Source organism: Burkholderia sp. Ac-20345, assembly GCF_017104825.1.
Taxonomy (GTDB): domain Bacteria; phylum Pseudomonadota; class Gammaproteobacteria; order Burkholderiales; family Burkholderiaceae; genus Burkholderia; species Burkholderia lata_B.
Map to the genome: position 1 here is coordinate 22,794 of NZ_JAAGPO010000048.1, position 20,789 is coordinate 43,582.

Consider the following 20,789-nt stretch of genomic DNA (forward strand, 5'->3'; position numbering starts at 1 on the left):
TCACTCCTCTTCCTCTTCCGTGTGCGGTGTCGCGAAGCTCCGCCACAGCAGCACCGGAATGATCAGCGTGAACACGATCACCTCCTTGTAGGCGCTCGCCCAGAACGACGAATACGATTCGAGTACGCCGACGAGCAGCGAGCCGGCGGCCGCGAGCGGATAGCTGACGAGCCCGCCGATGATCGCGCCGACGAACCCCTTCAGGCCGATCAGGAAGCCCGAGTCGTAGTAGATCGTCGTCAGCGGGCCGACGAGGATCCCGGACAGCACGCCGAGCCCCGCGGCGAACGTGAACGCGAGCCGCCCTGCCTCGGTCGTGCCGATGCCGACGAGCCGCGCGCCGAGCCGGTTCACCGACGTCGCGCGCAGCGCCTTGCCGGCGATCGTGCGGCCAAAGTACACGTAGAGCGCGCCGATCAGCACGAGCGCCGTCACGACCACCAGGATGCTTTGCACCGACACGGTCATGCTGCCGATCGCGAGCGACGCATCCGAGAAGCCGTTGGTACGCGAGCCCTCCGCGCCGAACATCACGAGCCCGAGGCCGACCATCGCGAAGTGGACGGCGACCGACACGATCAGCAGCAGCAGCGTCGTGCCTTCGGCGATCGGCTGGTACACGAGCCGGTAGACGAACGGCCCCATCGGCACGACGATCGCGAGCGTCAGTGCGATCTGCGCGAGCATCGGCAGCGGCTGCGCGGCAAAGCTGCGCGTGATCGCGAACACTGCCAGCGGCAGCAGGACGTAGCGGCTGCCGAGCGTCGCGAGCGTGCGGCCGAGCTGATGGCGCCGTTCGCGATGCCGGATCAGGCCGCCGACTTCGAGCAGGAAGCACGCGATGCCCATCACGAACAGCAGCCAGCAGGTGGCGGGAAATTTCTGCGCCTGTAACGCGGCAAGCGTCAGCGCACCATAGGCGACGAATTCGCCCTGGGGAATGAAGATCACCCGCGTGACGGAAAACACCAGTACGAGCGCCAGCGACAGCAATGCATATATGGCGCCGGTCGTAATGCCGTCTTGCGCGAGGATCGCTGCAATCGAGAGATCCATACGTTTCGTGTATCGAGAATGCTGAGGAGAAACGAAAGACAGGAATGGCCGGGGCGCACGGGCCGCAAGATCGGCGCGTCGGGCGCCACGCGGCGAGCCCCGGTGGTTCCACACGACATGAGCATGGGCGCGGCCCGTCAGGCCCGGCGCCCTGCCGACGGCACGCACGGCGCCATTCGCGCCGCGCATGCCGGTTTCACGTGATGCTTACTCGCCCTGCAGCTTCCACTTGCCGTCGACGATCTGCACCATCACGCGCGCACGCGTGTCGAAGCCGTTGTGGTCGGTCGGCGTCATGTTGATCACGCCGTGCGACACGGGCAGGTCCTTCACGTTCTCGATCGACGCGCGCAGCGCCTCGCGGAACGCCTCGGTACCCGGCTGGCCCTTCTTCAGCGCTTCCGGAATCGCACGCTGCAGCAGCAGCCCCGCGTCCCACGCATGGCCGCCGAACGTCGCCAGCGAGCCCGCGCCGTAAGCCTTCTCGTACGCGGCCTTGTAGCCGAGCGCCGGCTTCTTCACCGGGTTCGAATCGGGCAGCTGGTCGGTCACGAGCACCGGGCCGGCCGGCAGGATCTCGCCTTCACAATCCTTGCCGCACACGCGCAGGAAGTCGTTGTTCGCGACGCCGTGCGTCTGGTACACCTTGCCCTTGTAGCCGCGCTCCTTCAGCGTCTTCGCCGGCAGCGCCGCCGGCGTGCCCGAGCCGGCGATCAGCACCGCATCCGGATTCGAGCCCATCAGCTTCAGCACCTGCCCCATCACCGACGCGTCGGTGCGGTTGTAGCGCTCGTTCGACACGACCTTCAGGCCGTTCTTCGCGGCCGCCGCGTTGAACGTGTTGTACCAGCTGTCGCCATACGCATCCGCGAAGCCGATGAAACCGACCGTCTTCACGCCGTGCTTCGCCATGTAGCCGGCGATCGCGTCGGCCATCAGCTGGTCGTTCTGCGGCACCTTGAACATCCATGCGCGCTTCGCATCCATCGGCGAGATGATCTGCGCGCTCGCCGCGAGCGAGATCGTCGGCGTCTTGCCCTGCGACACAGGGTCGAGCATCGCGAGCGAGTTCGGCGTGACGGACGAGCCGATGATCGCGTCGACGTGATCTTCATCGATCAGCTTGCGCACGTTCTGTACCGCGCGGCTCGTGTCGGATGCGTCGTCGAGCACGATGTACTGCACGCTCTTGCCCGCGATTTCCTTCGGCAGCAGCGCGATCGTGTTCTTTTCCGGAATCCCGAGCGACGCGGCCGGCCCGGTGGCCGACAGCGTCACGCCGATCTTCACCTGCGCCGACGCCGTTGCCGCCGCGCACACGAGGCCCGCGGCAAGCACGGCCTCCATCCATCGATTCATCTTCATTTACGTTGTCTCCAAACGCTGCTCGAAAAAGCCACGGGTCGCTCGGGCGGCTCCCGGTCCCCAAAACAAGTTAATAATTTAACTATCTCGCCTTGCCACGCCTACGCTCGTTTTCCCGTGAAACACCTCACCTTCAACGGCGCCCGGACGGCACCGCGCGCGGACGCACCGGCCGGCGGTCGAAACGGTCGTTCGACCGTCACGATGCGCAGCAGCGGTGTCGTCAGGATGAAGAAAGCGGAGAAATGCGGAATCGTGCGGGCAATCGATGCATGCGCAACGATCAAGGAAAGGCGCGCCGTTCCGGCCTGATGCGGCCAGGCCGGCGAGCGGCACATGATCGGGAAGCCGGCCGCTCATGCGAATGCGGATGCGAATACCGATACGGATGCGCACGCAACGACCGGCGACGGCGCCGGAATGCGCCTACAGGCCGCAGAACGGCTCGGGAAGGCCGCGGCGACGGCAGACCAATCCCACGACGAACGAACGGCACCAGCCGCCCTTCCTGCCCCGATCCATCGTCCTGCGCTGCTCATCCAACCGTACTCCCTCTTCTGCATTCTGCTTGTAGGAGAACTGCCGACCGATTTTCCCGACCGTGCGGTCGGCGAAAGCTGAGTGTAACGGACGCGTTTTGCGCACGCCAACCGGGTTAGCCCGAACGGCCAGCGCACAGCTGCGCATCGTCTGCGAACGAATCGTGGGAAAGCGGAAAACGGGAAAAACGGGGGGACGCGGCGAAGCGCGAAAGAAGCGCGGTGCGAACGCAAGCGCGGAATGCGGCCACTGCGCCGGTCGATGCACCATCAACGCAAATCCGTGCACGCAAATGAAAAAGCGCTGTTGGATTCCGTCCAACAGCGCTTTGGGGTCCGGGCACTTTGTGCCTCGATTGTCTCCTCGTTCTCCACCTGCAAATTCGTTTCGCGGTGCATCAGAACTAGGACGAAGATTAAAGGACCTTTCACACTGCGACAACTTAGCATTTACCCCTATGGTGCATCGCCGCACGAAAATGGGGCACCAGTCTGCCGCGCGGCACCGGCCCGAGCCCGCTGCGACGCCCTTCCGGAGCATGCCGGATGGTGCTTCGCATCAACCCGAGGTGACGCGCGCCGCACGCATTCAGGACGCCCTGAGCGGCTTGATCCGCGCGACCATTTCGCCGACGATGCCGCGCCGGAACGCAAGCACGCATGCGATGAAGATCAGCCCGGTGACGATCGTCGCCGATTCGCCAAGCGAATGGAACCACGCGACACCCGTGGTCGATGCGAGCCATTCGCCGATATCGCCGAGCCGGTCTTCCAGCGCGACGATCAGCGCCGCGCCCAGCAGCGGCCCGAACAGCGTGCCCATCCCGCCGACGAGCGTCATCAGCACGACGAGGCCCGACATCGTCCAGTACGCGTCCGACAGCGTCTCGAAGCCGAGCACGAGCACCTTCAGCGAGCCAGCCAGCCCCGCGATGCCCGCTGACAGGATGAACGCGAGCAGCTTGAAGCGGTCGGTGTCGTAGCCGAGCGAGATCGCGCGCGCTTCGTTCTCCTTGATCGCGACGAGCACCTGGCCGAACGGCGAATGAACGACCCGCACGATGAACGCGCACGCGGCGACGACCACCGCCAGCACGACGTAGTACAGCGCGACGTCGTTCGACAGGTCGAGCAGCCCGAACAGGTGGCCGCGCGGCACGCCCTGCAGCCCGTCCTCGCCGTGCGTGAACGGCGCCTGCAGGTAGATGAAGTAGACCATCTGCGCGAACGCGAGCGTGATCATCGCGAAGTAGATGCCCTGCCGCCGGATCGCGAACAGCCCGACGACGAGCCCGAGCAGCGTCGCGGCAACGGTACCGACCAGCACGCCGAGCTCCGGCGTGAAACCGAGCGTCTGGATCGAATAACCGGTCGCATAGCCGGCCGTCGCGAGGAACATCGCATGGCCGAACGACAGCAGCCCCGTATAGCCGATCAGCAGGTTGAACGCGGCCGCGAACAGCGCGAACGTGAGCACCTTCATCACGAACACCGGGTACGCGCCGATGAACGGCGCGGCGAGCAGTGCGGCGAGCAGCACGCCGTAGAGCACTTTTCTCTGCATCATTTTTCCTTGCCGAAGAGGCCCGCCGGGCGGAACAGCAGCACGATCGCCATGATCACGAACACGACGGTGGCCGACGCTTCGGGGTAGAACACCCGCGTGAAACCCTCGATCACGCCGAGCAGCAGGCCCGTGACGATCGAGCCGAGGATCGAGCCCATCCCGCCGATCACGACCACCGCGAACACGGTGATGATCATCGGCTGGCCCATCAGCGGCGACACCTGGATCACCGGCGCGGCCAGCACGCCCGCGAACGCGGCGAGCGCGACACCGAAGCCGTAGGTGAGCGTGATCATCATCGGCACGTTCACGCCGAATGCCTCGACGAGCTTCGGGTTCTCGGTGCCCGCGCGCAGGTAGGCGCCCAGGCGCGTCTTCTCGATCACGAACCACGTCGCGAGACACACCGCGAGCGACGCGACGACCACCCACGCGCGGTAGTTCGGCAGGAACATGAAGCCGAGGTTGGTGGCGCCGGACAGCTGCGACGGCACGTCGTACGGCTGGCCGGACGAGCCGTAGATCGACCGGAACACGCCTTCGACGACCAGCGTGAGCCCGAACGTGAGCAGCAGCCCGTACAGGTGATCGAGCTTGTACAGCCAGCGCAGCATCGAACGCTCGATCAGGATCCCGAACGCGCCGACGACCAGCGGCGCGATCACGAGCATCGCCCAGTACGGCAGCCCGAAATACGACAGGCCCATCCACGCGAGCATCGCGCCCAGCATGAACAACGCGCCGTGCGCGAAGTTGATCACGTTGAGCAGCCCGAAGATCACCGCGAGCCCGAGGCTCAGGATCGCGTAGAACGAGCCGTTGACGAGCCCGAGCAGCAACTGGCTCAGCATCGCCGGCAACGGAATGCCAAAGATTTCCATCGACTTAGCCGTCAGAATGAGTTTCGTTGCGCACGCAACCTTCGTGCGTCGCGTACGCGGGCGGCGCAGCGGGCACATCGCTGCAGCCGCCACCGAGCGGCGCGCCCGCGCGCGCCGCTACGCCCTGCTTACTTCCACAACGCGCAGCGCGTCTCCTGCTTGGTCGTGAACGCCTGCTCGCCCGGAATCGTCGCGAGCACCTTGTAGTAATCCCACGGCTCCTTCGATTCCGCCGGCTTCTTCACTTCCATCAGGTACATGTCGTGAATCATGCTGCCGTCCGTGCGGATGTAGCCCTTCGCGTAGAAGTCGTTGATCTTGATCTTCTTCAGCTCGGCCATCACCTTGTCGGAGTCGGTCGTGCCGGCGGCCTGCACGGCCTTCAGGTAGGTCGTCACCGACGAGTAGTCGGCCGCCTGCAGGCTCGACGGCATCTTCTTCATCTTGCCGAAGTAGCGCTGCGCCCACTGGCGCGACGCCGCGTCGCGGTTCCAGTACCAGCTGTCGGTCAGCACAAGGCCCTGCGTCGTCTCGAGGCCGAGGCTGTGCACGTCGTTGATGAACATGAGCAGCGCGGCGAGCTTCATCGTCTTCGTGATGCCGAATTCCTTCGCGGCCTTGATCGAGTTGATCGTGTCGCCGCCCGCGTTCGCGAGGCCGAGGATCTGCGCCTTCGACGATTGCGCCTGCAGCAGGAACGACGAGAAGTCCGACGCCGACAGCGGGTGCCGCACCGTGCCGAGCACCTGGCCGCCGTTCGCCTTCACGACATCCGACGTGTTCTTCTCGAGCGCCTTGCCGAACGCGTAGTCCGCGGTCAGGAAGAACCACGTCTTGCCGCCCTGCTTCACCACTGCCGAGCCGGTGCCCTTCGCGAGCGCCATCGTGTCGTACGCGTAGTGGATCGTGTACGGCGTGCACTGCTCGTTGGTCAGCGTATCGGCGCCCGCGCCGATGTTGATGTAGACCTTCTTCTTCTCGGCCGCGACCTGGTTCATCGACAGCGCGGTGGCGGAGTTCGTGCCGCCGACCAGCAGGTCGAGCCCGCCGCGGTCCATCCATTCGCGCGCCTTCGATGCGGCGATGTCCGCCTTGTTCTGGTGATCGGCATAGACGACCTCGATCGGCTTGCCGAGTACCTTGCCGCCGAAGTCGGCAACTGCCATGCGGATCGCCTCGAGGCCGCCCTGCCCGTCGATATCCGCGTAAAGCCCCGACATGTCGGTGATGAAGCCGATCTTCACGGTATCCGCGGCCTGCGCGGCGCCGGCGGTGAACGCGGCAGTCGCGAGCGCGAGACAGGCGTGTGCGAGGGTCTTCATTTTCATTGACGTCTCCTGTTGTTCTGATGCGTTGTGGTTGTTTGAAGCCGCCACGGCTAGCGGCCAGAGAGACGGGGCGGCGTCACACCCCGAGCAGGTCGTGCAGGGTCGGCATCTTGCTCTCCAGTTCGGCCGCCTGGAAATGTTCGACGATGCTGCCGTGCTCCATCACGTAGAACCGGTCTGCGAGCGGCGCGGCGAAGCGGAAATTCTGTTCGACCATCACGATCGTGTAGCCGCGCGCCTTCAGCGCGACGATCATCCGCGCCAGCGCCTGCACGATCACCGGTGCGAGGCCTTCGGAAATCTCGTCGAGCAGCAGCAGGTTCGCGCCGGTGCGCAGGATCCGCGCGACCGCGAGCATCTGCTGCTCGCCGCCGGACAATCGCGTGCCCTGGCTCTGCCGGCGCGACGCGAGGTTCGGAAACATCGCGTAGATCTCGTCGATCGACATCGCGTGGTCGCGCGGCCCGATCGGCGGCGGCAGCATCAGGTTCTCCTCGCACGACAGGCTCGAGAAGATCCCGCGCTCCTCCGGGCAGTAGCCGATGCCGAAATGCGCGATGCGGTGCGTCGCGAGGCCGATCGTCTCGTTGCCTGCGACCTTGATCGACCCGCTGCGGCGGCCCGTGAGGCCCATGATCGCGCGCAGCGTCGTCGTGCGGCCCGCGCCGTTGCGGCCGAGCAGCGTGACGACCTCGCCGCGATGCACCGTCAGGTCGACACCGTGCAATATGTGGGATTCCCCGTACCAGGCCTCCAGGCCCGTGATCTCCAGCGCGGGCGTACCGCTTTCGACGCCGCTCAATTCGCGTTCCTCCCGTTCGCTGTGCTTCATGCGTGCGCCCCCGCGAGCGCCGCATCGGCGCTGCCCATGTAGGCCTCGATGACGAGCGGATTCTTCGACACTTCCGCATACGAGCCTTCGGCCAGCACCTCGCCGCGTTGCAGGACGGTGATCGTGTCGGAGATGCCCGCGATCACGTTCATGTTGTGCTCGACCATCAGGATCGTGCGGCCGCTCGCGACCTTCTTGATCAGCGCGGTCACGCGATCGACGTCCTCGTGGCCCATCCCCTGCGTGGGCTCGTCGAGCAGCATCAGTTCGGGCTCCATCGCGAGCGTGGTCGCGATCTCCAGCGCGCGCTTGCGGCCGTACGCGAGTTCGACGGTCGGCACCTGCGCGAAATCGGTGAGGCCGACCTGCGTGAGCAGGTCCATCGCGCGATCGTCCAGCCGCTTCAGCGTGCGTTCGCTGCGCCAGAAATGGAATTCGGTGCCGAGCGCACGCTGCAGGCCGATGCGCACGTTCTGCAGCGCGGTCAGGTGCGGAAAGACGGCCGAGATCTGGAACGAACGGATGATGCCGCGGCGGGCAACCTGCGCGGGCCGCTCGTCGGTGATGTCGATGCCGTTGAAGACGATCTGGCCGGCCGTCGGCGTGAGGAATTTGGTGAGGAGGTTGAAGCAGGTGGTCTTGCCCGCGCCGTTCGGTCCGATCAGCGCATGGATCGCACCGCGACGCACACGCAGGTTCACGCCATTGACGGCCGTGAAACCCCTGAATTCCTTTGTCAGTCCGCGTGTTTCCAGAATCGTGTCGCCGAGAATCATGTTCCCTTCCGTACGAAGTCAGGCGAAGCACCGGGAAGATTCGCGAGAAGCGTCCGCGAAACAGGTCAGCGGATGAGCAGGCTGCCCCGGGCGCCGTGTTACGCCTCGAGGGTGGTCTCCCGCGCCGACGCGTATGCACACTGCGCCACATTGTCTCGCCGTTGGTGCAGTGCAATCATCGGGATTTGCACTTATAGGGCTGGCCGCCATGTCGCGCGCGGCTGTGCACGGCTTTTCGCCACGATTTTTTTGACACGTGCATCATCGACCGTCGCCCTCAGCACGGCCCGGCAAGCACGCAACAAAAAAGCCGTGCGGCTGCACGGCTTGCATGGATCTTGCCGGCAATCCGGCACAATCGGCGCGATCGGCACCGGCGCTGCAACAGCAGCTTGTTTCGCATAGCGAATCAGCGGGCGTCATCATGACGGCCCGCTGTCGTGCGTGTCAGCGTCCCGTCACGCGGCCGTCGTCGCGGCCTCCGTGCGCACCGGCGTTGCTTCGCGCGCCGCGCGGCGATCGGCACGGATCATGTCGCTCGCCCGCTCGGCGATCATCAGCGTCGGCGAATTGGTGTTGCCCGATGTAATGAACGGCATCACCGATGCATCGACGATCCGCAGCCCGGCGATGCCGCGTACGCGCAGCCGGCTGTCGACCACCGCACGCTCATCGTCGGCACGCCCCATCCGGCAGGTGCCGACCGGGTGGAAGATCGTCGTGCCGACCGCGCCGGCCGCCTCGATCAGCTCGGCTTCGCTCCGGTACTGCGTGCCCGGCAGGATTTCCTCGGGACGATAGCGTGCGAGCGCCGGCGCAGACGCTATCCGGCGCGTGAGCCGCAGCGCGTTCGCGGCGACGTGGCGATCGTGGTCGGTCGACAGATAGTTCGGCGCGATCGCGGGGGCCGCGCCCGGATCGGCGCTCGCGATATGCACGCTGCCGCGCGACGTCGGCCGCAGATGGCACACGGACGCCGTAAACGCGTTGAAGCTGTGCAGCGGTTCGCCGAAGCGTTCGAGCGACAGCGGCTGCACGTGGTATTCGAGATCGGGGCGCGTGAGCGCGGGATCGTCCGGATCGGATTTCGCGAACGCGCCGAGCTGCGACGGCGCCATCGACATCGGCCCGCGCTGCAGCAACGCATATTCGGCGCCGATCATCAGCTTGCCCCACCAATGCGCGGACAGCGTGTTGAGCGTGCGCACGCCTTCGACGCGAAACGCCATCCGCAATTGAAGGTGATCCTGCAGGTTTTCGCCGACGCCCGGCAGATCCTGCACGACGTCGATGCCGAGCGCCTGCAGCCGCCGGCCATCGCCGATACCCGACAGTTCGAGCAGCTGCGGCGAATTCACGGCGCCTGACGTCAGCAGCACCTCCGAGCGCGCCCGTGCAACGTAATCGGTGCCGCCGCCGTGATATTCGACGCCGACCGCGCGCCGCCCGTCGAAGATCACGCGCTGCGCCTGCGCGCCGGTGATCACGGTCAGGTTCGGGCGCGCCATCGCGGGCCGCAGGAACGCCTTCGACGTATTCCAGCGCACGCCGCGCTTCTGGTTCACCTCGAAATAGCCGACCCCGGTATTGTCGCCACGATTGAAATCGTCGGTTGCCGGGATGCCCGTCTGCTGCGCGGCCTGCGCGAACGATTCGAGGATCTCCCAGCGCAGCCGCTGCTTCTCGACGCGCCAGTAACCGCCTGCGCCGTGCGCATCGCTCGCGCCCGCATGGTGATCCTCGCTGCGCTTGAAGATCGGCAGCACGCTGTCCCACGACCAGCCGGCGTCGCCGGTTTCCTGCGCCCAGCTGTCGTAATCCTCGCGCTGGCCGCGCATGTAGATCATCCCGTTGATCGACGAGCAGCCGCCGAGCACGCGGCCGCGCGGATACGATAGCGCCCGGCCGTTGAGCGCGGCTTCGGGCTGCGTCTTGTACAGCCAGTCGGTGCGCGGGTTGCCGATGCAATACAGATAGCCGACCGGGATATGGATCCAGTGATAGTCGTCCTTGCCGCCCGCTTCGAGCAGCAACACGCGGATGTCGGGATCTTCGGTCAGGCGGTTCGCGAGCACGCAGCCCGCGGTGCCCGCGCCGACGATCACGTAATCGAATTCGCCTTCTAGCGTGCGTTGTGTAGTCACGGTTTGTCTCCTGTCACGCGGCGCAACGGCACGCGTCATTTTCAGCATAGTGCGTCGCGAGCCGCGCTTTCGGCCCCGCGCGCCACGACCGATGAAGCGTACTCCGGCCGCCGGCCGCCGATCCAATGAGTTATGCTGAACTGCGTTATAAGCTGCGCTCATATCACGACGATGGATCTCACCCTACTCCGCGCGTTCGCGACGGTCGCGCGCGAAGGCAACCTGACGCGCGCCGCCGTGCAGCTGCACCTGACGCAGCCGGCGGTCAGCCTGCAGATCAAGCATCTGCAGGAAACGCTCGGCGTCACGCTGTTTACGCGCACGTCGCGCGGGCTCGCGCTCACGCGCGACGGCCAGACGCTGCTGCCGCACGCCGAACGCGCGCTCGCCGCGGCCGCCGACGTGCAGCGCGCCGCTGCTGCGCTGCGGCACGAGGTACGCGGCCGGCTGCGGATCGGCACGATCCTCGATCCGGGCTTCCTGCGGCTCGGCGGCTTCCTGCGCGCGCTCGTCGAAACCCATCCGCAGATCGAGACGGCGCTGCGGCACGGGATGTCGGGCTGGGTGATCGAACAGGTGCGCTCGCAGGCGCTCGACGTCGGTTATTACATCGGCCGGCCGGGCGAGGACGATCCGCTCGACGGCGCGCTGTTCCACACCGTCACGCTCACACATTTCCAGTACCGCGTGCTCGCGCCGGCCGGCTGGAAGGAGCGCGTGCAGCGCGCACACGACTGGCGCTCGCTTGCCACGCTGCCGTGGATCTGGACGCCGCCGGCGTCCGCGCACAACCGGCTGCTGTCGCGGCGCTTCGCCGACGCCGGCGCGCAGCCGCTCAAAGTTGCCGAGGTCGACCAGGAGCAGTCGATGCTGGATCTCGTCAAATCGGGAATCGGGTTGACGCTCGCGCGCGACTCGACCGCGCTGGCCGAAGCGCACGCGCATGCGCTGACGATCGTCGAGCCCGTGACGGTGCCGACCGAACTGACGTTCGTGACGCTCGCCGAGCGGTGCGACGAACCGGCGATCGCGGCGGCGCTGCGGCTGATCGAAGCGCAGTGGGCGATATGAGTGCCGCTGATAGTGCTGGAGCTGGCCGCGCACCGGGCGTCGACGCCTGACACGTCGCCGGTCGGCAGCCGGCGACCGTGCGGGCCATCGCGTGTGCGTGAACGGGGAAATCACGGTGCCGAACCTCCCGGCCGCGTCGTGTCGCCGCGTCCCGCCGGTCGTCACGCCACCTTCGCGGGCTTTTTGCTAGATTGTGCGTTCGCACACCGCGAGACCCCGATTGAAGGAGACCCGCATGGCCCGCAACATCGAGATCAAAGCCCGCGCCCGCGAATTCGACCAGCTGCGCGAACGCGCGGCGACCCTCGCGACCGAAGCGCCGCTGTTCTATCGCCAGCAGGATTTCTTCTATGACGTGCCGCGCGGCCGGCTGAAGCTGCGCCGCTTCGAGGACGGCACGCCGGCCGAACTGATCTTCTACCAGCGCGACGATCGCGACGGCCCGAAGGCGTCGTACTACACGCGCAGCCCGGTGACGAACCCCGACGCGATGCACGCGCTGCTCGCCACCGCGCTGACCACGCGCGGAATCGTGACGAAGGAACGGCACGTGTACCTCGCGGGCCGCACCCGCATCCACCTCGACCGTGTCGACGGCCTCGGCGATTTCATCGAACTGGAAGTCGTGCTCGGCCCCGATGACGACGAAGCCGGCGGCGAAGCCGAGGCGCACGACGTGTTCGCGAAGCTCGGCGTATCGCAGGACGATCTCGTCGCGGTCGCGTACGTCGACCTGCTGAACGCCGATACGCAGCACGAAACGGCCTGATTCGGCCCTGCCCCGAGGCGACGCAACCCGCGCCGCCTTCAACCCTGCCGCCGCCCGGTTGCCGCCCTATCGCTGCATCATGCGGCGCCGGGCGCCAGGTGCGCGAGCGGCAGCGCGCCGTTGCGCTTGAAGGTTGTCAGCACAATGTTCGAGCGCACGCTGTCGACGCCCGGCACGCGCATCAGCTTCTTCATCACGAACTGCGACAACGCGTTCAGGTCGGGCGCAACGATCCGCAGCAGGTAGTCGGCATCGCCCACCACCGCATGGCATTCGAGCACTTCGGGCAGCACGTCGATCTGCTGCTGGAACTGCTCGATGATCGAATCGCCGTGGTGCTTGAGCTTGAGGCTCGTGAACGCGGTGACGCCGAGCCCCAGCTTTTCGGGGCGCAGCATCACGCGATAGCCTTCGATCACGCCGGCCGCCTCGAGCCGCTGCAGCCGCCGGCCGATCTGCGACGGCGACAGCGGCACCTCCTCGCCGAGCTGCTGATGCGTCGCGCGGCCGAAGCGCTGCAGTACGTCCAGCAGCGCGAGATCGAAGTGATCGAGTTCCAGCATGAGTATTCTCCGCATTGATTCGTGATTTGATGCGCGATTATCGCATCAACGAGCGAATCAACGCCAATATTGCGCCCATTCCGCGCGCAGCCCGCTCTACACTTGCATGGTTCCCAACCGCTACGTGCAAAGCCAGATCATGTCCACCGTCGTCACCGCGAAACTGCAGGAGCAGTTCGATGCGGGCCTCGAAACCCGCGCCGATTTCACCATCGACCAGCCGCTCGCGCGTTACGGCCAGGTCGACCACGCGGTGTGGAAGCAGCTCTATGCACGCCAGTCGGCGCTGCTGCGCGGGCGCGCGTGCGATGCGTTCGTCGCAGGGCTCGGGAAGATCGACCTGCCCGCCGATCGCGTGCCGTCGTTCGCCGACGTGAACCGCCAGTTGAAGCCGGCAACGGGCTGGGAAATCGTCGCGGTGCCGGGCCTCGTGCCCGACCGCGTGTTCTTCGAGCATCTCGCGAACCGGCGCTTCCCCGTCACCTGGTGGATGCGCCGCCCCGACCAGCTCGATTACCTGCAGGAACCCGACTGCTTCCACGACCTGTTCGGCCACGTGCCGCTGCTGATCGACCCGGTGTTCGCCGACTACATGCAGGCGTACGGCCGCACCGCGCTCGCGGTCGCCGACGACGAAGCGGCGCTGGCGCGCCTCGCGCGGCTCTACTGGTATACGGTGGAATTCGGGCTGATCCGCGATCCGCGCGGCACGAACGGGCTGTCGATCTACGGTGCCGGGATCGTGTCGAGCAAGGGCGAAAGCCTGTACAGCCTCGAAAGCGCGGCGCCGAACCGGCTCGGTTTCGACCTGGAGCGCGTGATGCGCACGAAGTACCGGATCGACACGTTCCAGAAGACCTACTTCGTGATCGACGATTTCGCGCAGCTGTTTGCGCTCGCCGATGTCGACGGCCGTGCGCTGGCCGACCGGCTCGCCGCGCTGCCTGAATTCGCGGCCGGTGCGGTGCTCGATACCGATCGCGTGCTGCATCGCGGCACGGGCGAAGGCTGGCCCGACGACACCGACGCGTGACGCTCGAGGGCGCCGCTGCCGATCGCCGTCGCCGGATGGCCTTCCCCGGATGCCCGTCGCACAACTATGAAACAATGACCGGTGCCGGCTTCGCCGCGCGGCTCAGCCGCGCGCGGGCGCCGTTACCGACAGAGAGGTGCAAGATGATCCACAAGCTCACATCAGAAGAACGCAAGACCCGGCTCGAAGGCCTGCCGCTCTGGACGGCCGTACCGGGCCGCGACGCGATCCAGCGTAGCCTGCGCTTCGCCGATTTCAACGAAGCGTTCGGCTTCATGACGCGCGTGGCGATCAAGGCGCAGGAAATGAACCACCATCCGGAATGGTTCAACGTGTACAACCGCGTCGACGTCACACTGTCGACCCATGACGCCGACGGCCTGACCGAACGCGACATCGAACTGGCGCTGTTTATCGACCGTGCCGGCGCGCACGCGCACCCGGCCGCCTGAGGCCTTCCTCTACCGCCGCGCGTCTTTCGATGCGCGGCGCGTCAACTTTTCATTTCGATGAACGTTTTCTAGGATGTAGTCAGCGAAAGCCTTCAGCTTTCCAAGCCATCCTTAAGGCGCACGTAAGTCTCGTACGCATTCCGCGCCTTGGGGTCCAAACCTTCCAGTTGTAGCGCGCTTCCGCGCTGTACAATCAGCAGCGCATACGGCTTGGAGAGCGCGCTGGCCTCTTCGCAGAGTTTGAGTTCGTCGCCGCTCGACGGCGAGCGGGCGCGCCAGAAATTGATCGCGGCTTCTAGGTCGTTGATCGAAATATCGGACATGTTTGGATTTAATCGTTCGCTGGCCGCCATGCTTGATGTCAGGTGTTGCGGCGCCCCTGTGGAAACGGCGTCGTGCTGTCCGCGTGCCTGAACCGCCAACCCATTGTACTTGAGCGAACTTCATGCGACTCCTTCTGATTGAAGACGACCGCCCCATCGCACGCGGTATCCAGAGCAGCCTCGAGCAGGCTGGCTTCACCGTCGACATGGTGCATGACGGCATCTTTGCCGAACAGGCGCTGGCACAGAACCGCCACGAACTCGTGATCCTCGACCTCGGCCTGCCGGGCATCGACGGGATGACGCTGCTCACGCGCTTCCGCCAGACCAACCGCCACACGCCCGTCATCGTGCTGACCGCACGCGACGAGCTGAACGACCGGATCCAGGGCCTGAATTCGGGCGCCGACGACTACATGCTCAAGCCGTTCGAGCCGGCCGAGCTCGAAGCGCGCATCCGCGCGGTGATGCGCCGCAGCGGCCCGCACAGCGACATGCCGCGTCCGGAAGTGTCGCTCGGCGGTGTCCGCCTGTCGGGCGTCGACCGCCGCATCTTCAACGACGACAAGCCGCTCGAACTGTCGCCGCGCGAATTCGCGGTGCTCGAAATGCTGCTGCTGCGTCACGGCCGCGTCGTCAGCAAGGCCCAGCTGCAGGATCACCTCACGCACTTCGGCGGCGATCTCGGCGACACCGCGATCGAAGTCTACGTGCACCGCGTACGCAAGAAACTCGAGCAGTGCCGTGTCGAAATCGTCACGGTGCGCGGCTTCGGCTACCTGCTGCAGGAAATCCGCCAGACGGCGAGCGTCTGAGCGGCGCCGCGCACGGGGCGGCCACGTGCCGCCCGCGTGTGCGTGCTGCTTCGCGTCGCCGCCCGGCGCAAGACCGCGCCGCTCCCCGTGAGCGGCGCTTATCCATTTGCCCGTCGAAATGTCTCCTGATCCGGCTGTGACCACCAGCCTGCGCCGCTCGCTGCTTCGGCGCCTCGCCGCCCCGCTGTCGATGCTCGCGCTGATGAGCGGCCTGATCGCCTACTGGCTCGCGTGGCAATACACGCAGCACGTGATCGACCGCTCGCTCGCCGATCTCGCAACAGCCATCTCCAAACAGATCCAGATCGCCGGCCCCGACGCGCCGTTCACGGTGCCGCCGCTCGCGCAGGCGATGTTCTCCGATCCCGCCGAAGCACTGATCTACCGGATCAGCGACGGCGAACAGGAGCTCGCCGGCGATCCGAAGCTGCCGCTGCGCGGCATCAACGTGCGCCGCATGCATCACGCGTACGTGTTCGAGGCCGAATACGACAACCGTGCGGTACGGGTCGCGCAGGTGCGCGTCGACGATGTCGAGGGCGGCAAGCCGATGGTCGTCGAAGTCGCGCAGCCGGTGCGGCACCGCTACCGGATCGCAGCCGAATTCCTCGTCGCGATCATGATGCCGCTACTGCTGCTGCTGCTCGCGGGCTGGGGCATCGTGTGGCGCGTCGTGAACCAGCAGCTCGGCCCGCTCACGCACCTGGCCGATTCGCTGAACCGGCAGACCCACACGTCGCTGGAACCGGTCGACGAAACCGAGGTGCCGCTGGAAATCCGGCCGCTGACGAGTGCAATGAACGCACTGCTCGGCCGCCTGAAGACCGCGCTCGACGCGCAGCGCAAGTTCATCGCCGACGCCGCGCACCAGTTGCGCACGCCGCTCACGGCCGTGAAGCTGCACGCGGAGCAGGCGGCCGTCGCGCGCGACCCGCACCAGACCTTCGCCGCGGTGCGCGAGTTGCGCGCGGCCGCCGACCGCGCGGTGCGGCTGTCCAACCAGTTGCTGTCGCTCGCCCGTGCGGAACCAGGCGAACAGGCCGCGCGATTCGTCGACGTCGACCTCGCGGCGATGGCGTTCGAGACGGGCGCCGAATGGGTGCCGCGCGCCCTCGCGTCGCACGTCGACCTCGGCTTCCAGCGCACCGACGATCCTGGCGACGACGAGAAGCTGGTCGTACGCGGCAACCCCGTGCTGTTGCGCGAGGTGATCGCGAACCTGCTCGACAATGCGCTGAAGTACGTGCCGCTTGCGCGGCCGGACGGCGCGCGCATCACGGTGAATGTCGCGCGCGGGGCGCTCGAGGATGGCCAGCCGGCCGCCGAGATCGTCGTCGAGGACAACGGCCCCGGCGTGCCCGCCAACCAGCAGGCCGACCTGTTCAAGCGCTTCTTCCGCGGCGACGCGCAAAGCGGCAACGGTGTCGAGACGGGTGCCGGGCTCGGCCTCGCGATCGTCCACGACATCATCGCGATGCACGGCGGCACCGTATCGTACGAGGATGCATCGGAAGGCGGCTCGCGCTTCGTGGTGAGGGTGCCGCTGATCGCGCGCACCGAGAAGCCTGCCAGCGAGACGCCGGCCGCCGCGTCGACGCACTGAGCGATTCGCGGCGTGCGGCCGCCGATCGGGCCGCACGCCGGATGAGGAAGGTGGAAAGCACGGCTGCGCGACGCGGCAGCCATCCGCTGAAACGGTAGCGGCAGCGCACGATGCGCTGCCGCCTACGTCACTTCCTGCTTTTCTTGTCCTTCGATCGGGACTCGGACTTGCCGTCCTTCTTGTCCTTCTTCTTTTTCTTCTTCCCGCCGTCGTCGGCCGTCGCGAGCAGCGTGCCGCGGCACGACGCCGCGCCGCAATGGCACGCGTACTCGCGCTTGAGCGACTTCGTCAGCTTCGCATCGATCACGAGGCCGTAGTCGTAGAACAGTTCCTCTTCCGGCCCGATGTCGCGCAGCGCGTGGATGTACACGCGGCCTTTGACTTCCTCGGCTTCGCAGTTCGGCGCGCACGAGTGGTTGATCCAGCGCGCGCTGTTGCCGTCGATCTTGCCGTCGATCACCCCGCCCTCGTCCAGTGCGAAGTAGAACGTATGGTTCGGTTCGCTCGGGTCGTGCGGGTGGCGACGCAGTGCTTCCTTCCACGAAATTCGCTCGCCCTTGTATTCCACTACGCGCTCGCCGGCCTTGATCGGCGCCACGGCGAACACGCCCTTGCCGTGTACTCCCGAGCGGCGCACCGCGATCCTGCGTGAACTCATCGAACGAATCCTTGTGAAGACGACTTGAATGGAAGGCGGCCGCGATCGCGGCCTGGCGTCGCGCAAAACGAAAACGCGGCACCGGTCGGTGCCGCGTCGGGGCATGCGGCGAATCACCCGCATCCTACACGTTCACGATTGCTTCGTTCAACATCACGCGCAATATTGCGCGCGCGGTGCTCAACGCTGGCCGAATGCGATGTCGCCGAACAACGCCTTGTGCTCGCGCGGCTGCGAGCGCCAGTATTGCGGCGGCGCCGTCACCTGCGCACCGAGCTCGGCCGCCGCGTGCCATGGCCAGCGCGGGTCGTACAGCATCGCGCGCGCCATCGCGACGAAATCGGCATCGCCGGCCTCGATGAGCCGGTTCGCATGCGCGGGCTCGTTGATCAGGCCGACGGCGATCGTCGGCATGCCGACCGCGCGCTTGACCGCCTGCGCGAACGGCACCTGGTAGCCGGGCGACAGCGGAATCTTCTGCAGCGGCGACACGCCGCCGGACGACACGTCGATCCAGTCGCAGCCGCGGCGCTTCAGTTCGTGCGCGAACGCGATCGTATCGTCGAGCTCCCAGCCGCCTTCGACCCAGTCGGTCGCGGACACGCGCACGCCGACCGGCCGGTCCTCCGGAAACGCCGCGCGCACGATCTCGAAGATCTCGAGCGGAAAGCGCATGCGGTTTTCGAGTGAGCCGCCGTATTCGTCGGTGCGCTGGTTCGCGAGCGGCGACAGGAACTGGTGCAGCAGGTAGCCGTGTGCCGCATGCACCTCGATCGCGTCGATACCGAGCCGTGCGGCCCGCTTCGCCGACGCCGCGAACGCTTCGCGGATCCGGTTCAGGCCCGCGGCATCGAGTGCGAGCGGCGGCGTCTCGCCGTCCTTGTGCGGCACGGCCGACGGCGCATGCGGCAACCAGCCGCCGTCGGCAACCGACACGAGCTGACCGCCCTGCCAAGGCACGTTGCTCGATGCCTTGCGCCCCGCATGCGACAACTGCATCGCGACGCGGACCGGCGAATGCTTGCGGATCGCGGCCAGCACGGGCTTCAGCGCGGCTTCGGTCACGTCGTCCCAGAGGCCGAGGTCGCCATGCGTGATGCGTCCGTCGGGTTCCACCGCGGTCGCCTCGATGCAGAGCAGCCCCGCGCCCGACAGTGCGAGATGGCCGAGGTGGATCATGTGCCAGTCGGTCGCCTCGCCGCGTTCGGCCGAATACTGGCACATCGGGGAGATCACGATCCGGTTCGGAAGGGTCACGCCGCGCAGCGTGAACGGGGAAAACAGCGCAGTCATGGAGGCCGCTCGCCAGGAAAGGAAAGAGCGAACGAGCGTAGCACGCAGGCTGCAAGCGTGCAGAAGGCGCACCCGGCAGTAAGCGGATGGTCAGGTACGGCCGGCGGCCGGTTGCCGATAATGGAGAAAAGGTAGCGCATACGGCGATGCGCCGGCCTGCAACGGATGCGGGCCGGGCAGCACCTCGCGGCGAACGGCGCCGCCGCTGGCAGCGTCAGAGTCCGACGCTGTCGAGCCACTCCGCGAACATGCGTCGCGCGGCCGCCTCGAGCGCGGGGCCGTGCTGAGCGGTATCGGCGCGCAACTGGCGCGCGTCGATGCCCGGCGTCGCCGCGATTTCTCCGGCGTTCGCGATCAGCCACGGTTCGAAGCGGTCGGTGCGGATTTCCGGATGGCATTGCAGCGCCAGCACGTGCTGGCCCCATGCGAATGCCTGGTGACGGCAGGCCGGTGTCGATGCGAGATGCATCGCCCCGCCCGGCAGGTCGAACGTGTCGCCATGCCAGTGCAGCATCGACGTCGCCGCACCATCGAGATGGCGCAGCGGCGATGCGCGGCCGGCGTCGGTGAGCGTCAGCGGCGCCCAGCCGAGTTCGTGCTGCGCGGCCGGATAGACACGCGCACCGAGCGCCCGGGCGATGAACTGCGCGCCGAGGCAGATCCCGAGGATCGGCAACCCGGCGTCGATGCGCTTGCGCACGAGCGCCGCGAGCGGCGCGATCGTCGGATACTGCGCATCGTCGTACACGCTGAGCGGCCCGCCGAGCACCACGAGAAGCGAAGGCTCGAGCACGTCGAGCACCTCGACCCGCGATGACCCGACGTCGACGTAGCGCACCCGCCGGCCCCGTTCGCCGAGCACCTGCTCGAAGCTCCCGAGATCCTCGAAATGCACGTGGCGGATCGCCACGACTTCAGCGTTCATCATCGGCCTCCCGGTCGATCGACGGACGTCAGCCTGCGAAAATCTTCCAGGTCTTCTTCTGCGTCGCCGCGTCGGCTTCTTCCTGCACCGAGCAGTCGAGACGCAGATCGCTGTCCGACATCGAGATGTCGAGCGCCGCGCAGTGATGCACGGTCTTCTTCGACAGCTTGCCCGGCTGGAAGTGGGCGCACGTCAAGCACATGCGCTGCGGCGGCGTCGCACCGGCCACCTGCAGTTCGCGCAGCGTCTTCAGCAGCGCGCGATACAGTGCGCCCTGCTCGTCCGCGCCGAGCTTGCCGACCGCTTTCGTCAGGAATTCAGGCCATTGCAGTGCCTTCTTCGCGGCCGTCCGGCCACGGGCCGACAGGCGCACGGCCAGCGCGCGGCCGTCGTCCAGCGCACGGCGCTTCTCGACGAGACCCTTGGTCTCGAGCGTGCTCACCGCATCGCTCGTGGTCGCCGCGGTCAGCTGCGTCTCGCGCGCGATCTCGCCGAGCCGCATCGGGCCCTTGCGCTGCAGCAGCAGCACGAGGATCTCGCCCTGCGTCGGCGTCAGGCCAGCGCCTTCCGCCCAATCCCATGCCTGGCTTCGCATGGCCGTACTCAACCGCAGCAGGCTGTGGGTCACACGTCCCGAAGCCTGATTCCCGTAAACGCCTTCGCTCATAGTCTTTTCGCTTTGCCGCCGCCCGGTTTGCCGAGCGGCCGTAGTGTGGAGATCGAATGTCTATCTCAAAACAGACACGCTCTTGCGAGTGCGTCAGCACGGCCGTCGCGAGGGCACACGCGGCGGTCG

General features: G+C 66.6%; 21 protein-coding genes. 7 read left to right on the forward strand and 14 right to left on the reverse strand.

Annotated features, from left to right (window positions below):
• Both G3O06_RS18865 and G3O06_RS18870 read right to left on the reverse strand, forming a co-directional pair.
• Positions 1-1,056 carry a branched-chain amino acid ABC transporter permease gene (locus G3O06_RS18865; protein ID WP_124533405.1) on the reverse strand — a complete coding sequence of 352 codons (1,056 nt, stop codon included), beginning with the start codon at positions 1,054-1,056 and terminating at the stop codon, positions 1-3.
• 207 nt (positions 1,057-1,263) lie between these two features.
• Positions 1,264-2,421 carry an ABC transporter substrate-binding protein gene (locus G3O06_RS18870; protein ID WP_174985751.1) on the reverse strand — a complete coding sequence of 386 codons (1,158 nt, stop codon included), beginning with the start codon at positions 2,419-2,421 and terminating at the stop codon, positions 1,264-1,266.
• Positions 2,422-2,757: 336 nt separating this feature from the next.
• On the opposite strand from G3O06_RS18870, the gene G3O06_RS18875 reads away from it, so the two are divergent.
• Positions 2,758-3,042, forward strand: coding sequence for a hypothetical protein (locus G3O06_RS18875; protein WP_205817106.1), 285 nt, complete (start codon positions 2,758-2,760; stop codon positions 3,040-3,042).
• Between the two features lie 507 nt (positions 3,043-3,549).
• Here G3O06_RS18875 and G3O06_RS18880 read toward each other — a convergent pair.
• The 6 genes from G3O06_RS18880 to G3O06_RS18905 form a co-directional block, all read right to left on the reverse strand.
• On the reverse strand, positions 3,550-4,524 hold the full coding sequence (locus G3O06_RS18880) for a branched-chain amino acid ABC transporter permease (RefSeq protein ID WP_174970778.1): 975 nt from the start codon (positions 4,522-4,524) through the stop codon (positions 3,550-3,552).
• Positions 4,524-5,408 (reverse strand): branched-chain amino acid ABC transporter permease, encoded by an 885-nt coding sequence (locus G3O06_RS18885; RefSeq protein ID WP_011350508.1) that lies wholly within the window; start codon positions 5,406-5,408, stop codon positions 4,524-4,526. The genes G3O06_RS18880 and G3O06_RS18885 overlap by 1 nt, the downstream gene beginning before the upstream one ends.
• A gap of 128 nt (positions 5,409-5,536) precedes the next feature.
• Positions 5,537-6,736 carry an ABC transporter substrate-binding protein gene (locus tag G3O06_RS18890; protein ID WP_174998706.1) on the reverse strand — a complete coding sequence of 400 codons (1,200 nt, stop codon included), beginning with the start codon at positions 6,734-6,736 and terminating at the stop codon, positions 5,537-5,539.
• A 76-nt stretch (positions 6,737-6,812) separates the two neighbouring features.
• Positions 6,813-7,568, reverse strand: coding sequence for an ABC transporter ATP-binding protein (locus tag G3O06_RS18895; protein WP_059682652.1), 756 nt, complete (start codon positions 7,566-7,568; stop codon positions 6,813-6,815).
• Positions 7,565-8,344, reverse strand: a complete 780-nt coding sequence (locus G3O06_RS18900) for an ABC transporter ATP-binding protein (RefSeq protein ID WP_021160426.1) — start codon at positions 8,342-8,344, stop codon at positions 7,565-7,567. Before G3O06_RS18900 ends, G3O06_RS18895 begins: the two co-directional genes overlap by 4 nt.
• 458 nt (positions 8,345-8,802) lie before the next feature.
• Positions 8,803-10,488: a choline dehydrogenase gene (locus G3O06_RS18905; protein WP_205817098.1), complete on the reverse strand. Its 1,686-nt coding sequence runs from the start codon at positions 10,486-10,488 to the stop codon at positions 8,803-8,805.
• A 171-nt stretch (positions 10,489-10,659) separates the two neighbouring features.
• On the opposite strand from G3O06_RS18905, the gene G3O06_RS18910 reads away from it, so the two are divergent.
• Positions 10,660-11,559 carry a LysR family transcriptional regulator gene (locus G3O06_RS18910; RefSeq protein ID WP_205817099.1) on the forward strand — a complete coding sequence of 300 codons (900 nt, stop codon included), beginning with the start codon at positions 10,660-10,662 and terminating at the stop codon, positions 11,557-11,559.
• Between the two features lie 235 nt (positions 11,560-11,794).
• Entirely contained in the window at positions 11,795-12,328 is a 534-nt protein-coding gene (locus G3O06_RS18915) for a class IV adenylate cyclase (RefSeq protein ID WP_174985742.1), read from the forward strand.
• 77 nt (positions 12,329-12,405) lie between these two features.
• Here the strand turns inward: G3O06_RS18915 and G3O06_RS18920 are convergent, their stop codons facing one another.
• Positions 12,406-12,891: an Lrp/AsnC family transcriptional regulator gene (locus G3O06_RS18920; protein ID WP_006408082.1), complete on the reverse strand. Its 486-nt coding sequence runs from the start codon at positions 12,889-12,891 to the stop codon at positions 12,406-12,408.
• A gap of 139 nt (positions 12,892-13,030) precedes the next feature.
• Between G3O06_RS18920 and phhA the strand changes: the two genes are divergently transcribed.
• Both phhA and G3O06_RS18930 read left to right on the forward strand, forming a co-directional pair.
• Positions 13,031-13,924 carry a phenylalanine 4-monooxygenase gene (phhA, locus tag G3O06_RS18925; protein WP_241020124.1) on the forward strand — a complete coding sequence of 298 codons (894 nt, stop codon included), beginning with the start codon at positions 13,031-13,033 and terminating at the stop codon, positions 13,922-13,924.
• Positions 13,925-14,067: 143 nt separating this feature from the next.
• On the forward strand, positions 14,068-14,376 hold the full coding sequence (locus G3O06_RS18930; RefSeq protein ID WP_048247945.1) for a 4a-hydroxytetrahydrobiopterin dehydratase: 309 nt from the start codon (positions 14,068-14,070) through the stop codon (positions 14,374-14,376).
• 92 nt (positions 14,377-14,468) lie between these two features.
• Here the strand turns inward: G3O06_RS18930 and G3O06_RS18935 are convergent, their stop codons facing one another.
• Entirely contained in the window at positions 14,469-14,699 is a 231-nt protein-coding gene (locus G3O06_RS18935; protein ID WP_174917303.1) for a DUF3717 domain-containing protein, read from the reverse strand.
• Between the two features lie 122 nt (positions 14,700-14,821).
• Between G3O06_RS18935 and G3O06_RS18940 the strand changes: the two genes are divergently transcribed.
• Complete coding sequence (locus tag G3O06_RS18940; RefSeq protein WP_006401494.1) at positions 14,822-15,514, forward strand: response regulator transcription factor; 693 nt, start codon at positions 14,822-14,824, stop codon at positions 15,512-15,514.
• 118 nt (positions 15,515-15,632) lie between these two features.
• Complete coding sequence (locus G3O06_RS18945) at positions 15,633-17,117, forward strand: sensor histidine kinase (protein WP_174970670.1); 1,485 nt, start codon at positions 15,633-15,635, stop codon at positions 17,115-17,117.
• A gap of 127 nt (positions 17,118-17,244) precedes the next feature.
• On the opposite strand, the gene G3O06_RS18950 is transcribed toward G3O06_RS18945, so the two are convergent.
• The 4 genes from G3O06_RS18950 to G3O06_RS18965 all read right to left on the reverse strand — a co-directional run bounded on the left by G3O06_RS18950 (position 17,245) and on the right by G3O06_RS18965 (position 20,660).
• Complete coding sequence (locus G3O06_RS18950; protein ID WP_205817101.1) at positions 17,245-17,775, reverse strand: SET domain-containing protein-lysine N-methyltransferase; 531 nt, start codon at positions 17,773-17,775, stop codon at positions 17,245-17,247.
• 180 nt (positions 17,776-17,955) lie between these two features.
• Positions 17,956-19,068 carry an NADH:flavin oxidoreductase/NADH oxidase gene (locus G3O06_RS18955; RefSeq protein WP_205817102.1) on the reverse strand — a complete coding sequence of 371 codons (1,113 nt, stop codon included), beginning with the start codon at positions 19,066-19,068 and terminating at the stop codon, positions 17,956-17,958.
• Positions 19,069-19,282: 214 nt separating this feature from the next.
• Complete coding sequence (locus G3O06_RS18960) at positions 19,283-19,993, reverse strand: glutamine amidotransferase (protein WP_166963938.1); 711 nt, start codon at positions 19,991-19,993, stop codon at positions 19,283-19,285.
• A 28-nt stretch (positions 19,994-20,021) separates the two neighbouring features.
• Positions 20,022-20,660, reverse strand: coding sequence for a MarR family winged helix-turn-helix transcriptional regulator (locus G3O06_RS18965; RefSeq protein ID WP_027788730.1), 639 nt, complete (start codon positions 20,658-20,660; stop codon positions 20,022-20,024).
• Positions 20,661-20,789: the final 129 nt, after the last annotated feature.

Excerpts from the sequence above, each read along its gene's own strand:
- G3O06_RS18865 (WP_124533405.1), bottom strand. The coding sequence starts at position 1,056 with ATGGATCTCTCGATTGCAGCGATCCTCGCGCAAGACGGCATTACGACC.
- G3O06_RS18870 (WP_174985751.1), bottom strand. The coding sequence starts at position 2,421 with ATGAAGATGAATCGATGGATGGAGGCCGTGCTTGCCGCGGGCCTCGTG.
- G3O06_RS18875 (WP_205817106.1), top strand. The coding sequence starts at position 2,758 with ATGATCGGGAAGCCGGCCGCTCATGCGAATGCGGATGCGAATACCGAT.
- G3O06_RS18880 (WP_174970778.1), bottom strand. The coding sequence starts at position 4,524 with ATGCAGAGAAAAGTGCTCTACGGCGTGCTGCTCGCCGCACTGCTCGCC.
- G3O06_RS18885 (WP_011350508.1), bottom strand. The coding sequence starts at position 5,408 with ATGGAAATCTTTGGCATTCCGTTGCCGGCGATGCTGAGCCAGTTGCTG.
- G3O06_RS18890 (WP_174998706.1), bottom strand. The coding sequence starts at position 6,736 with ATGAAAATGAAGACCCTCGCACACGCCTGTCTCGCGCTCGCGACTGCC.
- G3O06_RS18895 (WP_059682652.1), bottom strand. The coding sequence starts at position 7,568 with ATGAAGCACAGCGAACGGGAGGAACGCGAATTGAGCGGCGTCGAAAGC.
- G3O06_RS18900 (WP_021160426.1), bottom strand. The coding sequence starts at position 8,344 with ATGATTCTCGGCGACACGATTCTGGAAACACGCGGACTGACAAAGGAA.
- G3O06_RS18910 (WP_205817099.1), top strand. The coding sequence starts at position 10,660 with ATGGATCTCACCCTACTCCGCGCGTTCGCGACGGTCGCGCGCGAAGGC.
- G3O06_RS18915 (WP_174985742.1), top strand. The coding sequence starts at position 11,795 with ATGGCCCGCAACATCGAGATCAAAGCCCGCGCCCGCGAATTCGACCAG.
- G3O06_RS18920 (WP_006408082.1), bottom strand. The coding sequence starts at position 12,891 with ATGCTGGAACTCGATCACTTCGATCTCGCGCTGCTGGACGTACTGCAG.
- phhA (WP_241020124.1), top strand. The coding sequence starts at position 13,031 with ATGTCCACCGTCGTCACCGCGAAACTGCAGGAGCAGTTCGATGCGGGC.
- G3O06_RS18930 (WP_048247945.1), top strand. The coding sequence starts at position 14,068 with ATGATCCACAAGCTCACATCAGAAGAACGCAAGACCCGGCTCGAAGGC.
- G3O06_RS18935 (WP_174917303.1), bottom strand. The coding sequence starts at position 14,699 with ATGTCCGATATTTCGATCAACGACCTAGAAGCCGCGATCAATTTCTGG.
- G3O06_RS18940 (WP_006401494.1), top strand. The coding sequence starts at position 14,822 with ATGCGACTCCTTCTGATTGAAGACGACCGCCCCATCGCACGCGGTATC.
- G3O06_RS18945 (WP_174970670.1), top strand. The coding sequence starts at position 15,633 with ATGTCTCCTGATCCGGCTGTGACCACCAGCCTGCGCCGCTCGCTGCTT.
- G3O06_RS18950 (WP_205817101.1), bottom strand. The coding sequence starts at position 17,775 with ATGAGTTCACGCAGGATCGCGGTGCGCCGCTCGGGAGTACACGGCAAG.
- G3O06_RS18955 (WP_205817102.1), bottom strand. The coding sequence starts at position 19,068 with ATGACTGCGCTGTTTTCCCCGTTCACGCTGCGCGGCGTGACCCTTCCG.
- G3O06_RS18960 (WP_166963938.1), bottom strand. The coding sequence starts at position 19,993 with ATGAACGCTGAAGTCGTGGCGATCCGCCACGTGCATTTCGAGGATCTC.
- G3O06_RS18965 (WP_027788730.1), bottom strand. The coding sequence starts at position 20,660 with ATGAGCGAAGGCGTTTACGGGAATCAGGCTTCGGGACGTGTGACCCAC.